The 16,382-nt window shown below is 67.2% G+C and carries 16 protein-coding genes; 9 read left to right on the plus strand and 7 right to left on the minus strand.

From position 1 onward, the window contains the following. Positions 1-729, minus strand: coding sequence for an amino acid ABC transporter ATP-binding protein (locus JVX90_RS06795; protein WP_205332306.1), 729 nt, complete (start codon positions 727-729; stop codon positions 1-3). Positions 730-885: 156 nt separating this feature from the next. Here JVX90_RS06795 and miaB point away from each other — a divergent pair, with 156 nt between their 5' ends. Together miaB and JVX90_RS06805 are read left to right on the plus strand one after the other, a co-directional pair. Further along, entirely contained in the window at positions 886-2,385 is a 1,500-nt protein-coding gene (gene miaB / locus JVX90_RS06800; RefSeq protein ID WP_205332307.1) for a tRNA (N6-isopentenyl adenosine(37)-C2)-methylthiotransferase MiaB, read from the plus strand. Continuing rightward, complete coding sequence (locus JVX90_RS06805) at positions 2,382-2,975, plus strand: hypothetical protein (protein ID WP_008379273.1); 594 nt, start codon at positions 2,382-2,384, stop codon at positions 2,973-2,975. Before miaB ends, JVX90_RS06805 begins: the two co-directional genes overlap by 4 nt. Positions 2,976-2,997: 22 nt before the next feature. Here the strand turns inward: JVX90_RS06805 and JVX90_RS06810 are convergent, their stop codons facing one another. Beyond that, on the minus strand, positions 2,998-4,329 hold the full coding sequence (locus tag JVX90_RS06810) for a DUF349 domain-containing protein (protein WP_205331633.1): 1,332 nt from the start codon (positions 4,327-4,329) through the stop codon (positions 2,998-3,000). A 139-nt stretch (positions 4,330-4,468) separates the two neighbouring features. On the opposite strand from JVX90_RS06810, the gene JVX90_RS06815 reads away from it, so the two are divergent. From JVX90_RS06815 to hflX, 4 genes are all read left to right on the plus strand, one after another. Continuing rightward, positions 4,469-5,158: a hypothetical protein gene (locus JVX90_RS06815; protein WP_205331634.1), complete on the plus strand. Its 690-nt coding sequence runs from the start codon at positions 4,469-4,471 to the stop codon at positions 5,156-5,158. Further along, positions 5,155-6,057, plus strand: a complete 903-nt coding sequence (gene miaA, locus JVX90_RS06820; protein WP_240194080.1) for a tRNA (adenosine(37)-N6)-dimethylallyltransferase MiaA — start codon at positions 5,155-5,157, stop codon at positions 6,055-6,057. Before JVX90_RS06815 ends, miaA begins: the two co-directional genes overlap by 4 nt. Positions 6,058-6,067: 10 nt before the next feature. Then, positions 6,068-6,967 carry a diaminopimelate epimerase gene (gene dapF, locus JVX90_RS06825; protein ID WP_205331636.1) on the plus strand — a complete coding sequence of 300 codons (900 nt, stop codon included), beginning with the start codon at positions 6,068-6,070 and terminating at the stop codon, positions 6,965-6,967. Between the two features lie 61 nt (positions 6,968-7,028). Further along, positions 7,029-8,438 (plus strand): GTPase HflX, encoded by a 1,410-nt coding sequence (gene hflX / locus JVX90_RS06830; protein ID WP_205331637.1) that lies wholly within the window; start codon positions 7,029-7,031, stop codon positions 8,436-8,438. A gap of 83 nt (positions 8,439-8,521) precedes the next feature. Here hflX and JVX90_RS06835 read toward each other — a convergent pair whose 3' ends face one another. From JVX90_RS06835 to JVX90_RS06850, 4 genes are read right to left on the minus strand one after another with little or no spacing between them, the layout of a single operon-like run. Further along, complete coding sequence (locus JVX90_RS06835) at positions 8,522-8,782, minus strand: HPr family phosphocarrier protein (protein WP_205331638.1); 261 nt, start codon at positions 8,780-8,782, stop codon at positions 8,522-8,524. Between the two features lie 49 nt (positions 8,783-8,831). Next, complete coding sequence (locus JVX90_RS06840) at positions 8,832-10,856, minus strand: fructose-specific PTS transporter subunit EIIC (RefSeq protein ID WP_205331639.1); 2,025 nt, start codon at positions 10,854-10,856, stop codon at positions 8,832-8,834. A gap of 36 nt (positions 10,857-10,892) precedes the next feature. Continuing rightward, entirely contained in the window at positions 10,893-11,837 is a 945-nt protein-coding gene (locus JVX90_RS06845) for a 1-phosphofructokinase family hexose kinase (RefSeq protein ID WP_205331640.1), read from the minus strand. Beyond that, positions 11,834-12,604, minus strand: coding sequence for a DeoR/GlpR family DNA-binding transcription regulator (locus JVX90_RS06850; protein WP_205331641.1), 771 nt, complete (start codon positions 12,602-12,604; stop codon positions 11,834-11,836). The genes JVX90_RS06845 and JVX90_RS06850 overlap by 4 nt, the downstream gene beginning before the upstream one ends. 119 nt (positions 12,605-12,723) lie before the next feature. On the opposite strand from JVX90_RS06850, the gene JVX90_RS06855 reads away from it, so the two are divergent. Next, positions 12,724-14,436 (plus strand): putative PEP-binding protein, encoded by a 1,713-nt coding sequence (locus tag JVX90_RS06855; protein ID WP_205331642.1) that lies wholly within the window; start codon positions 12,724-12,726, stop codon positions 14,434-14,436. Positions 14,437-14,466: 30 nt separating this feature from the next. On the opposite strand, the gene lexA is transcribed toward JVX90_RS06855, so the two are convergent. Next, the gene (lexA, locus tag JVX90_RS06860) at positions 14,467-15,138 is read right to left on the minus strand and encodes a transcriptional repressor LexA (RefSeq protein ID WP_205332308.1); all 672 of its coding nucleotides are present in this window, start codon (positions 15,136-15,138) and stop codon (positions 14,467-14,469) included. Between the two features lie 165 nt (positions 15,139-15,303). On the opposite strand from lexA, the gene JVX90_RS20545 reads away from it, so the two are divergent. After that, positions 15,304-15,903, plus strand: a complete 600-nt coding sequence (locus JVX90_RS20545) for a LysM peptidoglycan-binding domain-containing protein (protein WP_240194081.1) — start codon at positions 15,304-15,306, stop codon at positions 15,901-15,903. A 30-nt stretch (positions 15,904-15,933) separates the two neighbouring features. Beyond that, positions 15,934-16,380, plus strand: a complete 447-nt coding sequence (nrdR, locus tag JVX90_RS06870; protein ID WP_205331643.1) for a transcriptional regulator NrdR — start codon at positions 15,934-15,936, stop codon at positions 16,378-16,380. The last annotated feature ends 2 nt before the right edge of the window (positions 16,381-16,382 follow it).

The following is a 16,382-nucleotide window of genomic DNA, read 5'->3' on the forward strand; positions in this document are numbered from 1 at the left end:
TCAGTGCCCCAAGATCTTGGACAGGAAGTCCCTGGCCCGTTCGGACTTGGGTGCGGTGAAGAAGCTCTCCGGATCGGTGTCCTCGACGATCGCGCCGTCGGCCATGAAGATGATGCGGTCGGCGGCTTTGCGGGCGAAGCCCATCTCGTGGGTGACGACGACCATCGTCATGCCTTCACGGGCCAGGGACACCATCACGTCGAGCACTTCGGAGACCATCTCGGGGTCGAGCGCCGACGTCGGCTCGTCGAACAGGATCACCTTCGGATCCATCGCGAGCGAGCGGGCGATCGCGACGCGCTGTTGCTGACCACCGGACAGCTGAGCCGGGTACTTGTCCTTCTGTTTGGTGACACCGACACGGTCGAGGAGTTCCAGCGCCTTCTTCTCGGCGTCGGCGGAGCTCACCTTGCGGACCTTCGTCGGACCCATCGTGACGTTCTGCAGGATCGTCTTGTGGGCGAAGAGGTTGAAGGACTGGAAGACCATGCCGACATCGGATCTCAGGCGCGCGAGGTCCTTGCCTTCGGCCGGAAGCAGTTCACCTTCGATCCGGATCTCGCCGCTGTCGATGGGTTCGAGTCGGTTGATGGTGCGGCAGAGAGTCGACTTGCCCGAGCCTGACGGCCCGAGCACGACGACCACTTGGCCGCGTGGGATCTCGATAGTGATGTCTTGCAGCACATGGAGGTCGCCATAGTGCTTCTGAACATGCGTCATCGAGATCATCGGTGTGACGTTCGAGTCGTTCATGTGTACCAACGTAGTTGTGGCAACGGCCACAGGTCTGCAGGACTGGCGAAGAACTGTGTTTCAGACGTGTAAAGATCGGCGGTCCGGTCGATTTGCCCCGCCACGTAATCTGGAGGGGTGAGTGGTGCAGCGATGAAGTCGTATTCGGTACGGACCTACGGGTGTCAGATGAACGTCCACGATTCCGAGCGCATCGCCGGATTGCTCGAGGACGCCGGGTACATCGCCGCACCCGATGGTGACGACGCCGACCTGGTCGTCTTCAACACCTGCGCAATTCGCGAGAACGCCGACAACAAGCTGTACGGCAACCTGTCGCACCTCGCGCCCGTGAAGTCCGCCCGGCCGGGAATGCAGATCGCCGTCGGCGGCTGCCTCGCACAGAAGGACAAGGACGTCGTCCTGAAGAAGGCGCCCTGGGTGGACGTCGTCTTCGGCACCCACAACATCGGATCGCTGCCCGCGTTGCTCGAGCGCGCCAGGCACAACGAAGAGGCGCAGGTCGAGATCCTCGACTCGCTCGAGACCTTCCCGTCGACGCTGCCGGCACGCCGGGACTCGGCATACTCGGGTTGGGTGTCGGTGTCGGTCGGCTGTAACAACACCTGCACGTTCTGCATCGTCCCGTCGCTGCGCGGCAAGGAGGTCGATCGCCGACCGGGTGACGTGCTCGCGGAAGTGCAGGCACTCGTTGATCAAGGGGTCCTCGAGGTGACGCTGCTCGGCCAGAACGTCAACGCCTACGGCATGTCGTTCGCCGACCCGGACACACCTCGCAACCGAGGGGCGTTCGCCGAGCTGCTTCGTGCCTGCGGAGACATCGAGGGCCTGGAACGGGTCCGATTCACGTCGCCTCACCCTGCCGAGTTCACCGACGACGTCATCGAGGCGATGGCACAGACTCCCAATGTGTGCCCGCAACTGCACATGCCATTGCAGTCGGGTTCCGATCGGGTGCTCAAGGCGATGCGTCGCAGTTACCGCAAGGCCAAGTACCTCGGCATCCTCGAGCGTGTCCGCGAGGCGATGCCGCACGCCGCGATCACGACCGACATCATCGTCGGGTTCCCCGGCGAGACTGAAGAGGACTTCGTCGAGACTCTCGACGTCGTCGAGAAGGCCCGCTTCTCCAGCGCGTTCACCTTCCAATACTCGGCGCGTCCCGGCACGCCCGCTGCGACCATGCCCGACCAGGTTCCGCAGGACGTGGTGACCGAGCGGTATCAGCGGCTCATCAAACTGCAGGAACGCATCTGCCTGGAAGCGAACGAGGAACTCGTCGGCACCGACGTGGAGTTGCTCGTCGTCGCCGACGAGGGACGCAAGAGTTCGGCGACCGGCCGGATGACGGGCCGCGCCCGTGACGGTCGGCTTGTGCATTTCGCCGTCGACGACCGCACCTCGGTCCGCCCGGGTGACATCGTGACGAGCACGATCACCGAGGCCGCACCACACCACTTGATCGCCGACGCCGGCGTCGCCTCGGTCCGACGGACTCGAGCCGGCGACGCTCATCAAGCGGGGACCACACCCACGACGGCTCCTGTCGGCGTGGGACTCGGAATGCCGATGATAGGCGCGTCGCCGATCGTCGAAACGGCTTCGGCCTGCGGAACTGGAGGATGCGCATGAGTGCGGACGAGACGTCGACGTTCGGCGAATACGAAGACGACCTGAAGAAGGCCGAGCAGAAGGTCGCAGGCGAGATCGATCCCGGCGCGCGCGCCGTGGTCGTGGCCGTCTGCGTGCTGGTCGCGCTGCTGTCGGTGATCCTGCCGCATGCGGGCGCCGCCAACGGTCTCGACGTCATGACCATGTCGGACACGGCGCACGCCGAAGCGATCGCGCTTCCCTCGCGGGTGTTCGTCTACCTGCTGGTGATCTTCGGAATCGGCTTCTCGATCGTCGCTCTGCTCACCCGGCGGTGGGTGTTGGCCTGGCTCGCCCTCTGCGGCTCTGCCGTCGCATCGGTCGCGGGCATGCTGGCGATCTGGACGCGGAACACCGTCGGTGTCGCCGACTGGACCGTGCCGTCGGGTGCTGGCATCGGACTGCTCCTCGGCTGGTTCGCCGTGATCGTGCTGACCTTCCACTGGTCGCGCACGGTCTGGGCGCGCAGCAACTACCACCTCGCGTTGGAGGCCGAACGCCGCGAGAAGGCAGCAGAGCAGGAAGCGGCCGGCCTCGCTCTCCAGCGGAAGTCGGGCACCGGAGGCAACTGACTCGGCGCCCGACCGTGGCCGGCTACCGGTCGGAGAGCGCGGACTGCGCGGCGCCTGCCCACTCGCGCCACTGCGTGGCCTGCTCGCGGAACTTCGCGGCGTCCCGGTCCTTGCCCGCCTCGGCGGCCTTCGCGGCCTGCTCCTCGAGCTTCTCGGCGCGCTCGGTGAACTGGGCCGCACGTGCCTGTGCTTCGGGGTCGGTACGACTCCAGTCGGCGTCCTCAGCGTCGCGAAGCGCCTTCTCGAGGGCGCGGACCCGTCCTTCGAGGGCGTGCATCTGCTCGCGGGGGACCTTGCCGATCTCTTCCCACTTGTCGCGGAACGCGCGGAACTGAGTACGGGCCGCTTCGAGGTCCCTCTCCGGGTCGATGGACGACTCGGCCTCAGCGAGGAGATCGAGCTTTGCCTTAGCGTTCTCTGCGAACTCGGCGTCGCGTTCGGAGTTGACGGCGTTGCGCGCGGCGAAGAACACGTCCTGGGCTGCCTTGAAACGCACCCACAGTGCTTCGTCGGCGTCGCGCGGCGCACGGCCCGCGGCTTTCCACTCCTGAAGCAGATCACGGAAGCGGCCGGCGGTCGGCCCCCAATCGGTGGACGACGAGAGCGCCTCGGCCTGAGCGATCAGCTCCTCCTTGCGCGACTTGGCGCCGGCACGTTCGCGATCGAGGTCGGCGAAGTACGCGCCGCGTCGGCGGTTGAACGCGTCCCGCGCCTTGGAGAACCGTTTCCACAACGCGTCGTCGGTCTTGCGGTCGACGCCCTTGATCGTCTTCCACTCGTCCAGAATCGCGCGAAGGCGGTCGCCGCCGGTCTTCCACGACGTGCCCTCGGAACCGATCTTCTCGGCTTCGGCGGCGAGTTCCTCCTTGCGGGCGATCGCCGATGCACGCTGTTCACCGCGTTCGGCCTTCACCTCTTCCGCGACGCCGTCGGCGTTCGAGACGATTCCGGCCAGACGCGTGGTGAGTTCGTCTACGTCGCCGATCACCTGGGCGTTCGGCAGCTCCTCGAGGAGATGCGCCGCTGCGGTCTGGGTCTTGCGGGGATCGCCGGACCTGGCCGCGAGGCGCTCTTCGAGTATCTCGACCTCGGTCGCGAGGTCGGCGAATTTTCGGGCGAAGTGAGCCAACCCCTCGTCGACCGTTCCCGCCTGCCACGACCCGATACTGCGTTCGCCCGATGACGTGATCAGCCAGACGGTTCCGTCCGCGTCGATGCGACCGTGCTTGGACGGATCGCCGACGGCCACGTGGTGTACCGGGACCGCAGGGGTCGGTGCACCATGTGGGCGAGGGCCGGGCTTGGGCCCGGACGTCGTCGGACCTGGCTTGGGGGCGGGGGTCGGGCTGGTCATCTCGGGTGTCCCTACTGTTATCGCCGCGCGTCACGGCTGCCGTTCACTACGGACTTCATTCAAGCAGGTCAGATCGGGGCGCGGGGCCGCCCACCGCAGATTTGGGTAAAGCTGCAGCGATCCCGGTACGGTCGGTCCCGTGCTAGCCCAGGTTGCGATCGTCCCGAGTGCTCCGATTCTGGTCCCCGAATTGTCCGGGCCCGACGCGGCCGAGGTGATCGGCGTCCGCGCTGCAGCCCTGGCCGCAGGCGAGAGTCTCGGTGCCGTGGCGGACAGGTGGGTCGCGATCGGCGCCGACGGTCCGAACAGGCGTTTCTCGTCATACGGCGTTGATGTGCCGGTCACACTTCGGGCGGGAGGCGATGACGAGCCGTCTCCGCTCACGATGCTGATCGCCGCATGGCTGCGCGGTGAGACGGCGCCGGCCGCGTCCATTCGGCCGCTCGTGGTGGATCCGTCGTGGACGCCGCTGGAAGCAGCGTCGGCGGGGCTCGACCTCGCGGCGAGCATCAACGACTACCCGATCCCGGTCGGCGTGTTGGTCGTCGCCGATGGCGCCACTGCGTTGACGCCGTCGGCACCGGGTGGCGGTGACCGCGCATCTGCACACGAGCTGCAGCGAAGGATCGACGACGCGATCGCGTCGGCCGACCTGGAGGCGTTGGCCGCACTTGATCCCGCGGCGTGTGAAGTCGACGGAGTCGGTGGGCGGGTCGCTCTGCAAGTTCTCGCCGCACTGGCTCGCGGACACGAGATGACGTCGGAGCTCCGGTATGCGGATGCACCGCTCGGTGTCGGGTACACGGTCGCCACGTGGACTCTCCGGTGACCGCCCCGATCGCGGTTGTCGGGCCCACCGCCAGCGGAAAGTCGGCACTCGCCCTCGACCTCGCCGAACGTCTCGACGGGCAGATCGTCAACGTCGACGCGATGGCTCAGTACCGGGGGATGGACATCGGGACCGCAAAACCGCCGATTGACGAGCGGCGCGGAATACCCCATCACCTGTTCGACGTCCTCGACGTCACCGAGACCGCGACCGTCGCCGGCTACAAGGCCGCGGCGACCGCGGTGATCGAGACGTTGCTGGCGGACGACGTCACACCGGTCATCGTCGGCGGATCGATGATGTACGTGCAGGGCCTGCTCGACGATTGGGAGTTTCCAGCCACCGATGCACACGTGAGGGCTCGATACGAGGCGGAGCTCGACCGGATCGGATCACTCGCGCTGCACGCACGTCTCCGAGAGGTGGACCCAGCTGCAGCATCGACGATCCTGGACACGGACGGCAGACGGATCGTGCGGGCGCTGGAAGTGGTCGAGATCACCGGCCGACCGTTCGCAGCGTCCGCTCCGACCATCGGGGAGCCGCGTTGGGCCACCCGGATCCTGGCTGTCGACCGCGAGCGCGAACTGCTCGACGCTCGTATCGAGGAACGGACGGCGCAGATGTTCGCATCGGGCTTCCGGGACGAGGTCGTCGCACTGTGCGAGCAGGGACTGCGCGACGGGAAGACCGCGTCGCAGGCGATCGGTTACGCGCAGATGCTCGCTCACCTCGACGGCGAGTACAACCTGGACACGGCGCAGGAGCTGACGTTCATCGGGACTCGACGCTACGTCCGCAGACAGAGGTCGTGGTTTCGGCGGGACCACCGGGCCATCTGGCTCGACGGGGCGTCACGCGCGCTCATGGACGACGCCCTCCGCGCGCTCGACGCGTAAAATCGCCTTCATGACAGCAGCGCCCGCACTCTCGTTCGTCAAAGGCCACGGTACGCAGAACGATTTCGTGCTCATCCCGGATCCGACGGTGTCCGTCGATCTGACGACTGACCTGGTGAGCGCATTGTGCGACCGGCAGCGAGGTGTCGGCGCCGACGGGGTGCTGCGCGTAGCCACAGCGGGCTCACTCGTCGGCGCGGGTGTGATCGACGCTCTGCCGGACGGCGTCGCCGCCGACGACTGGTTCATGGACTACCGAAACGCGGACGGGTCGATCGCCGAGATGTGCGGTAACGGTGTCCGGGTGTTCGCCCACTACTGCCGGGCCGCAGGACTCGTCGACTCGGACTCGTTCGCCGTCGGCTCGCGGGCCGGGTCCCGACCGGTGGTGGTGCACCACTTCGACGCGGTCACCGCCGACGTCAGCGTCGCGATGGGTCGGGTCCGACTCGACGGTTCGAGCGCGGTCGGCATCGCTCGCGGTCGTTACATCGGCGAGCGCGTCGACGTCGGCAACCCGCACCTGGCCTGCGTCGTCGACGGACTCACGGTGGACGCGCTCGCTGCACTCGATCTGACAACCGGCCCGCAGCTCGACGCCGCAGTGTTCCCGAACGGTGCGAATGTGGAGGTCCTCACGCCGTTGGCCCCGGCCGACACCGACGTCGACTTCACCGCGCACATGCGTGTGTTCGAACGGGGAGTGGGGGAGACACGATCGTGCGGAACCGGTCTCGTCGCTGCGGCGAGTGCCGCGCTCCACGGGATCGGACGCGACGCCGGAGTCGTCGGCATCACCATCCCCGGCGGGGACGTTGTGGTGACCGTCGCCGACGGCGCAGCTGTCCTGCGCGGACCGTCGCGGCTCGTCGCCCGCGGTGAGCTCAATCCCGGCTGGGCCGTTCTCTAGACGGCCTCGCCGGAAAGTCACGTGCATCCTGCACACCTCACCGGGCACAATGGTGCACAGAATGACTGAAACTCACATCGACACCCCCGAACATCCCACCACCGGTGAACTCGCCCTCGACGATCGTGCGTCACTGCAACGTGTCGTCGGACTGTCCACCGAGCTCGACGACGTCACCGAAGTCGAGTACCGCCAGCTCCGACTCGAGCGCGTTGTGCTCGTCGGCGTCTGGACGTCCGGCACTCTCGCGCAGGCCGAAGCGAGCCTCGCCGAACTCGCCGCCCTCGCCGAGACCGCGGGCTCCGAGGTTCTCGAAGCACTCTTCCAGCGCCGCTCCAAACCAGATCCGGCCACGTACCTGGGGTCCGGAAAGGCGCAGGAGGTACGCGAGGTCGTCCTGGCCACCGGTGCCGACACCGTCGTCTGCGACGGTGAGCTGACACCCGCCCAGCTGACCGCGCTCGAAAAGGTCGTCAAGGTCAAGGTGATCGACCGGACCGCGCTGATCCTCGACATCTTCGCTCAGCACGCCACGTCGCGAGAGGGCAAGGCGCAGGTGTCCCTCGCCCAGATGGAGTACATGCTCCCGCGTCTGCGCGGCTGGGGCGAGTCGATGTCCCGCCAGGCCGGCGGCCGTGCCGGTAGCAACGGCGGCGTCGGCCTCCGTGGACCCGGTGAGACCAAGATCGAGACCGACCGCCGCCGTATTCGTGAGCGGATGGCGAAACTCCGTAAGGAGATTCGGGGAATGAAGACGGCGCGCACCGTGAAACGCGCGGCCCGCCGCCGCGGTACCGTTCCTGCGCTCACCGTGGTCGGCTACACGAACGCGGGCAAGTCGAGCCTCGTGAACGCCATGACCGGGGCCGGTGTGCTGGTGCAGGACGCGCTGTTCGCCACCCTTGACCCGACTACCCGTCGCGCGGAACTCGCCGACGGACACGAAGTGGTCTTCACCGACACGGTCGGCTTCGTCCGGCATCTGCCCACACAACTCGTGGAAGCGTTCCGATCGACGCTCGAAGAGGCGGTCGACGCGGATCTGCTGATCCACGTCGTCGACGGCGCCGATCCCTTCCCGGACCTGCAGATCTCCACGGTCCGTCAGGTGCTGCGCGAGGTTCTCGACGAGGAGAAGCTCCCACCACCGCCTGAGATGCTGGTGATCAACAAGATCGACGCGATCGACGATGTGCGCATGACAACCTTGCGTGCGGAGTTCCCCGACGCGGTCTTCGTGTCCGCCCGCACCGGCGAAGGGCTGCCCGGGCTGTTCGACCGCATCACCGCGTTTGTCCAGCGTGACGATGTCGAAGCAGAACTCCAGGTGCCGTTCGCCCGGGGCGAGGTGATCTCACGGCTGCACCAGTACGCTCATGTGCTGTCGACCGAGCACACTGCCGACGGCACTCGTCTGCATGTGCGGATGCCGTCCGCGCTGGCGGGAGAACTCGCAGACCTCATCGTCTAGGGCGTGTTGCGCCTGACCGCTGGAACATCGAAGGCGCCCGCACGGATGCGGGCGCCTTCGGCGTTCGTGTCGAAAGAGGAGCTCTATTCGGCGTCGAGGTCCTTCGCGACCAGAGCCGCGATGGTGTCGACTGCGGACTGGTCGTCGCTCTCGACGGTGATGGTCGCGCCCTTCTCTGCGCCGAGCGTCATGATCATCAGTGCACTTCCAGCGTCGACCGGGTCGCCGCCGTCTGCGGCGAGGGTGACCGATGAGCCGAGGGCGGCCGCGGCTTCTGCGATCAGGGTCGCCGGGCGAGCGTGGAGACCGACTGCGGAGCCGACGGTCACGGTGGTGCTGGGCATGTGGTGCGCCTTTCGGATTGTTGTACTTCAGGGTCAAGCGGAGTCGGAGTCAGGCGGTGGCGGCGGCGGGAGCGGTGTCCGCTGCGTCGTCGGTGGCGCGTGGCTTGATCTGCTTGGCGGCGATCACCGCGAACGCGGAGACAACCATGCCAACGAGGATAGCGATCAGGAACTTCCACCACGTTCCGTTCATCGCGAATAGTACGAAGACGCCGCCGTGCGGGGCGCGCAATTCTGCGCCGAGGGCCATCGACAGTCCGCCGGTGACGGCGCCGCCGAGCATCATCGACGGGATGACGCGCAACGGGTCCGCCGCGGCGAACGGGATGGCGCCTTCAGAGATGAACGACGCGCCGAGCAGCCATGCCGCCTTGCCGTTCTCCCGCTCGGGCTCGGTGAACAGACTCGGACGGAGAGTGGTCGCGAGCGCCAGAGCCAGCGGCGGCACCATGCCGGCGGCCATCACGGCCGCCATGAACTGCCACTGGCCCGCGCCGGCGTCGGCCGCGGCGAGTCCGGCCACGCCCACCGCGTATGCGGCCTTGTTGACCGGTCCACCGAGGTCGAAGCACATCATCAAGCCGATGACGATGCCGAGGATCACCTTGGAGCTGCCCGACATCGAGTTGAGGGCGTCCTCGAGTGACGTGTTCACCCACGACAGGGGGCCTGCGAGCAGCATGTACATGACGGCGCCGGTGACCAGGGTGCCTAGCAGCGGGATGATCACCACCGGCTGCAGGCCGCGCGCCCACTGGGGAAGCGGCAGCTTGGAGAGCCACAGCGCGACGACACCCGCGATCAGACCACCGACGACTCCGCCGATGAATCCGGAGCCGACCGTGACGGCGATGACACCGGCGGTGAAACCGGGTGCGAGGCCGGGCCGATCGGCGATCGCATAGGAGATGTAGCCGGCGAGAACCGCGACCATCAGACCCATCGCTGCGCCGCCCACAGCGAAGCTGACGCCGCCGATGTACTCGGCGAGCCCACCCGGTGGGAGATCCCAGAGGGTGTTGTTGAGCGCGACGTACGCTCCGTTCGACAAACCGGAGTCGCCGTGGGAGTTGCCGATCTCGTATCCGGCGATCAGGAACCCAAGGGCGATGAGCAGACCGCCCGCCGCGACGAACGGGATCATGTAGCTGACGCCGGTCAGGAGAGCCTGCTTGAGTCGACCTCCGACACCGATGCCGCCGTCGTTCGTCTCACCCGTGTCGTCGGCACCGTCTCCGGCAGCGACTCGACGTGCGTGCGGGTCGGTGGATGCCGCGACCGCTTCGCCGATCATGGTGTCGGGTTCGTTGATCGCGCGTTTGACTCCCGACTCGATCACCGGTTTGCCGGCGAACCGCTCGCGGCCCTTGACTCCGACGTCGGTCGCGAAGATCACTGCGTCCGCAGCGGACAATTGCGCCGCGGTGAACGGTGTTGTCCCGCTGGACCCCTGCGTCTCGACGGCGAAGTCGACGTCGGCCCGTTCGGCGGCGAGCTTGAGGGCGTCGGCGGCCATGTAGGTGTGGGCGATGCCGGTGGGACAGGCTGTGATCGCGAGGATCGACGTCTTGCCGGTCGGCGCGGGCGCAGGTTCCGGAGTCGGTGTCGGTGCCACGGGTTTGGGGGTGACGGCGTCGGTGACGAGCGAGACGATCGTGGCGTCGTCGGGCGCGTCCCGCAGACTCTGGACGAACTCCGGGCGGACCAGAGCCCGTGCGAGGGCGCTGAGCACCTTCATGTGCTCGCTGCCGGCCCCGGCGGGTGCGGCGATCAGGAAGACGATGTCCGCCGGTCCGTCCTTGGCGCCGAAGTCGACGGGGCGGGACAGTCGGGCCATCGCAAGAGTCGCCGAGGTGACCGATTCCGCGCGAGCGTGGGGGATCGCGATGCCGCCGGGCAAGCCGGTCGGCGAGCTCGCCTCTCGGGCGAGTGCACCTGCGATCAGATCGGACGGGTCGGCGGAGCGGCCCGATTCACCGACGAGCGCCGCGAGAGTGCGGACGACGGCCTCGGTGTCGGCGCCTGCGTCGGCGTCGAGCAGCACCAGTGATGGAGCGATGATGGGATCAGACATTGTCTTCTACCTTGCTGTGGGACGGGGGAGGGGATCTTAGAGACGGGTGACGGTGATGCCTGCGTGGTCGAGCTGGCCGGGTGTCGGCGGTGTGGTTCCCGGCAGTGACGCGGCTGCAGAGCCGTATGCGACTGCCCGGGCCAGCCGGTCGGCAGGGCCGGCACCGGCGTGTTCGGCGATCAGATAGCCGGCGAGGGAGGCGTCGCCTGCTCCGACGGTGCTCCGAACCCGCACCTGGGGCGCCGACGCGAACCAGGCTTCGCCTCCGACCGCGAGGACGGCCCCGGCCCCGCCGAGAGTGGTGAGGACCGCTCCGCCGGTGGACCCGGCGAGGGAGATCGATGCGAGTGCCGCGGCCGAGGGGTCGCCATCGGCTGCGGCGGACTCGAGTGCGCCGGGATCGGCGCCGGTCAGTTCCGCAAGCTCCTCGGAGTTCGGCTTCATCAGATCCGGGCCCGCGGCCGCCACATGATGCAGAGGTGCGCCCGAGGTGTCGACCGCGATGTGCACCCCGACGCCGCGAAGTGCGCCGATGACGTCGGCGTACCAGGTTGCGGGCAGACCAGGGGGAAGAGAGCCGCACAGTGCCAGCCAGTCCGCGTGGGAGGCGCGCTCGACGATCGCCGTCATCAGGGACCGCGCCTCTGCATTGTCGAGATCCGCACCGGGTGCGTTGATCTTAGTGGTGACACCGTAGGGGTCGGCGATCGTCAGGTTCACCCGTACGTCCCCGGCCACGTCGATAGCGCTGTGCGGCAGGCCTGCTCGTTCGAGGTGATGGACGAACGCGTCGCCCGCATGCGCGGGCACCACCGCCATCGTCGGCAGGCCTGCGGCATCGACGACTCGGGCCACGTTCACGCCCTTCCCTCCGGGCTGGTCCACGACGCCGACCGGTCGGTGGACGCCGCCGGGTATCAGAGGCCCGTCCAGCTGGACCGTGCGATCGATGCTCGGATTGGCTGTGACTGTCAGAATCATGCGACGACCACCTCGATGTCGTGTTCGGTCAGTTCGGTGACGAGCGCCGGGTCGATCCCGGCGTCGGTTATGAGGACGTCGATGTTCTCCAGGCCGGAGAAGCCGACGAGTTCCTGGCGGTTCATCTTCGTCGAGTCGGCCAACACGACGACGCGGTCGCAGCAGGCGATCATCGCTCGTTTGGTCGCGGCTTCGTCGGAGTCCGGAGTGGACAGGCCGTGATCCGCGGTGAGCCCGTTCGTGCCGATGAACCCGACACTCACATGCAGTCGTGCGAACGCCTCGACGGCGTCGGCTCCGACGGCGGCCTGTGTCTTCGGTCGGAGCCTGCCCCCGATCAGCAGGACCGTCGACCGTGACAGACCGGTGAGCGACGATGCGATCGGAACGCTGTTGGTGACCAGTTGCAGGCGCGCGTCGCCGCTCACCGCGGTCGCGGCCTGGTACGTGGTGCTACCGGCGTCGAAGAGGACCGAGCCTCCGGTGGCAGGCAGGAAGCGTTGCGCCGCGACGCCGATCGCCGCCTTCTCGGACTGCCGCGCGGCCTCTCGCGACGGGAGGTCCGGTTCGTCGACGACGGCGGCGACGTCGAGCCGCACCGCTCCGCCGTGCACTCGCATCAGGCTGCCGGAACGCTGCAGTACTGCGAGGTCGCGACGGACGGTTTCGCCGGTGACCGCGAATCGTTCCGCCAACTCGGCGACGGACACGCGGCCGCGTTGGCGGACCTCGTTCGCGATCGCTTGTTGGCGTTCTTCGGCGTACATGTGACTACTCCTGGTCAGCTACGTGCTGGCGTGTTGATTCATCTGTATTTACTTGGATTACATCTTTGTTTACTCCCGTACTGTCGGGGGCGTCAAGGACTTCTTGTAATCTCTCTCACATGACCAAGATCGATGCCGCGCCCGTGCAGTCCGCAGACAATCCGTTCGCCGCCAGCTCAGTCGTGACCGGAACTCCGGTGGTCGGAGGGCTCGCGTACGGCCCGATCATCCGCGTCGGCGAGCGGCCCACGTACGACGCAGCAGCCGCGCCCGTCGCCGAGGGGGAGCGTGAGTCCGAGACCACCCGTTTCGTCGACGCCGCGACTGTCGTGGCTGCACGGCTCTCCGACCGGGCATCACACAGCACCGGCGTCTCTGCTGAAGTCCTCACTGCGACAGCGGGTCTCGCGCGCGATCGAGGATGGATCGGTGCGGCGTCCAAGCTGATCGCCGCAGGCAGACCGGCGCCGGCCGCCGCAGCGGCGGCCACCGAACAGTTCGTCGAGATGTTCACCAAACTCGGTGGTCTGATGGCCGAGCGGGTGACCGACCTGCGCGATGTCCGTGACCGCGTGATCGCCGAACTCCTCGGCCTTCCGGAGCCGGGCATCCCGACACCCGAGGTGCCGTCCATCTTGTGCGCCGACGATCTCGCGCCGGCGGACACCGCAGGGCTCGATCCTGCGTTGGTCGTGGGGTTGGCGATGCGGCTCGGCGGACCGAGCAGTCACACGGCCATCATCGCGCGTCAGCTCGGCATCCCGTGCATCGTCGCGGCGGCCGATCTCGACGACATCCCCACCGGAGCACACGGGTACGTCGACGGCGCAACGGGCACGATCGGCATCAATCCCGACGACGCGTTGATCTCAGCCGCGATCGCGGCGGCGCGGGAGCAGTCGGAGAAGGTCGCCGCCTGGCGGGGTCCCGGTGCCACGGCCGACGGTGAGCCGGTGCTCATTCTCGCGAATGTGGCCGACGGAGTGTCGGCGCGAGCCGCGGCCGAGGCGCCAGTCCAGGGAGTCGGCCTGTTTCGCACGGAGCTCGCATTTCTGGACCGCGCGACCGAGCCGACGCTCGAAGAGCAGACCGCGCTGTATCGCGAGGTCATCGACGCATTCGATGGACAGAAAGTGGTCATTCGAACTCTCGACGCCGGCTCGGACAAGCCGCTGAAGTTCGTCGCCAGCGCCGACGAGCCGAATCCGGCGATGGGCGTCCGAGGCAATCGGATCGTCTCCACGTACCCGGAGATCCGGAACGGCCAGCTCGATGCGCTCGCAGCCGCGGCGCAAGGGGCGGGAGCTGTTCCGTGGGTGATGGCGCCGATGATCGCAACCGTCGACGAGGCTCGCGAATTCGCCGGTCAGGTCCGTGATCGGGGCATGGTCCCCGGCGTCATGATCGAAGTGCCCTCCGCGGCGATACTGGCCGACAAGATCTTGGCCGAAGTCGACTTCGTGTCGGTCGGGACCAATGACCTGACCCAGTACACGATGGCGGCCGATCGCATGTCGCCGGAGCTCGCATCGCTCACCGATCCGTGGCAGCCCGCTGTCCTCGCGCTCATCGCGATGATCGGTGAGGCGGGAGAGAAGCAGGCCAAGTCCGTCGGTGTCTGCGGTGAGGCCGCGGCAGATCCGTTGTTGGCCTGCGTCCTGGTCGGGCTCGGTGTGCGATCCCTGTCATCGGCCCCCGCGGCGTCGGCCGCCGTTGGACTCAAGCTGGGCGGCGTGACCCTGCAGCAGTGCCGTGAGGCCGCGGCCGCAGCGCTCGCGGCGACCAGCGCGTCGGGCGCGCGTGACGCTGCACGCGCGGTGGTCGGCGCCTGACGAGGGGCGCCGACCACAAGCGGTGATGCGTCAGATGCGACGCATCACCGTGACGACCTTGCCGAGGATCGCGGCGTCGTCGCCGGGGATCGGCTCGAAGTGCTCGTTGTGAGGGAGCAGCCACACGTGGCCGTCCTTGCGCTTGAAGGTCTTCACCGTGGCCTCGCCGTCGATCATGGCGGCGACGATGTCGCCGTTCTCTGCGACGTTCTGCTGACGGACGACGACCCAGTCGCCGTCGCAGATGGCGGCGTCGATCATCGACTCGCCGACCACCCGGAGCATGAACAGTGAGCCGTCGCCGACGAGTTCCTTCGGCATCGGGAACACTTCTTCGACTGCTTGCTCGGCGAGGATCGGACCGCCCGCGGCGATGCGGCCGAGCACTGGCACGAACGTCGGTGTCGGCAGCGACTCCGAGGACTCGTCGGCAGGGGGAGTGCGGTTGTCGTCGCGGACGTTCACCGCACGCGGACGATGAGGATCGCGCTTGAGCAGGCCGCGGCGTTCCAGTGTGCGCAACTGGTGTGCCACCGACGATGTCGACGTGAGGCCGACGGCTTCGCCGATCTCGCGGATGCTCGGCGGGTAGCCGCGTTCCCGGACCGACTTCCGGATCACCTCGAGCACTTCACGCTGACGCTGAGTCAGCGACGCCTCCAGGGTGGAGGTCGAGAGCAGGGGATCTGGATTGTCCGCCATCATCGGTCCTTTCCATTCGAACATCGCGTGTGAACTGACCTCGACGTTAGTCGACTGGATCACAGATTTCAAACAATTGTTCGACGTGTTGCTGACTTTGTCAGACCCATGGTGTTAACTATCGAACAAAGGTTCTTCGAACAGTTGATCGAACAGGAGGCTCCGATGAGTCAGGCACTGATCACCCGCCCCGCAGCCGGTATCGCTCGCGGACCCCAGAATGCGCGTGTTGCAGCGATGACCTGCGATATCCCGCTCGTCGAGGCGCGTCGGATCGATCACACGACTCCGCGTGTGGATGGAGACGTGTGCCGTCCGACGGGACGAGGGCGACGGCGATCGGCGGGTGTCGATTCGCTCAAGCACGAGCCGGAGGCTCAGTGGGAGGCGCGTGATCGTGGCGTCGTCCGGTCCGGTCGAGCCTCCCGTTCGGCCGGGGCCGCAGCGATGACGAACCGTTCGAACATCGAGGCCGTGTTCCGTCGTCGTCGGGTGGTCGGTGCGGTGCTTCTCGGTGCGGTCTTGGCCGGCGCGGTGTGGATCCTTGCGATCATCGGTGGTTCGTATCAGGATGCCGCGACGTCGGATGTTCCGGCGGCGACTCAAGTGATTCACGTCAGGTCGGGTGAGTCGTTGACTGACGTCGCACGCCGGATAGCGCCGGAGCTGCCCGCTGCGGGCGTCGTTGCACAGTTGCGTGCGATGAACGGGCTGGAGACTTCAGGTCTCCGCGTGAGTCAGTCGCTGGTGGCTCCCGCGTACTGACCTGAGTGCGACGGACGTTATCATCGGGGGATGCGCTGCCCGTTCTGCAAGAACGACGACACACGAGTGGTGGACTCCCGCGTTGCCGATGACGGCTTGGCGATCCGCCGCCGTCGGTCATGCGCGGAATGCGGTCGACGCTTCAGCACAGTCGAGGCGGCAGTGCTGTCCGTTGTGAAGCGGAACGGTATCACCGAGCCTTTCAGTCGCGAGAAGGTCATGAAGGGCGTCCGCCGGGCGTGTCAGGGCCGCAGTGTCGACGAAGACGCACTCGCCAAACTCGCCTCGCAGGTGGAGGACACTGTGCGCGGCCTCGGTTCGGCCGAGATCCCCAGTAATGAGGTCGGACTCGCGATCCTGCGTCCGCTCCGTGACCTCGACGAGGTCGCCTACCTGCGGTTCGCCTCGGTCTACAAGTCGTTCGAATCGGCCGACGACTTCCAGAAGGAGATCAACGAGCTCCGCGAGCGCGTCTGACT

Origin of the sequence: Gordonia sp. PDNC005 (assembly GCF_016919385.1) — a bacterium.
Lineage (GTDB): Bacteria > Actinomycetota > Actinomycetes > Mycobacteriales > Mycobacteriaceae > Gordonia.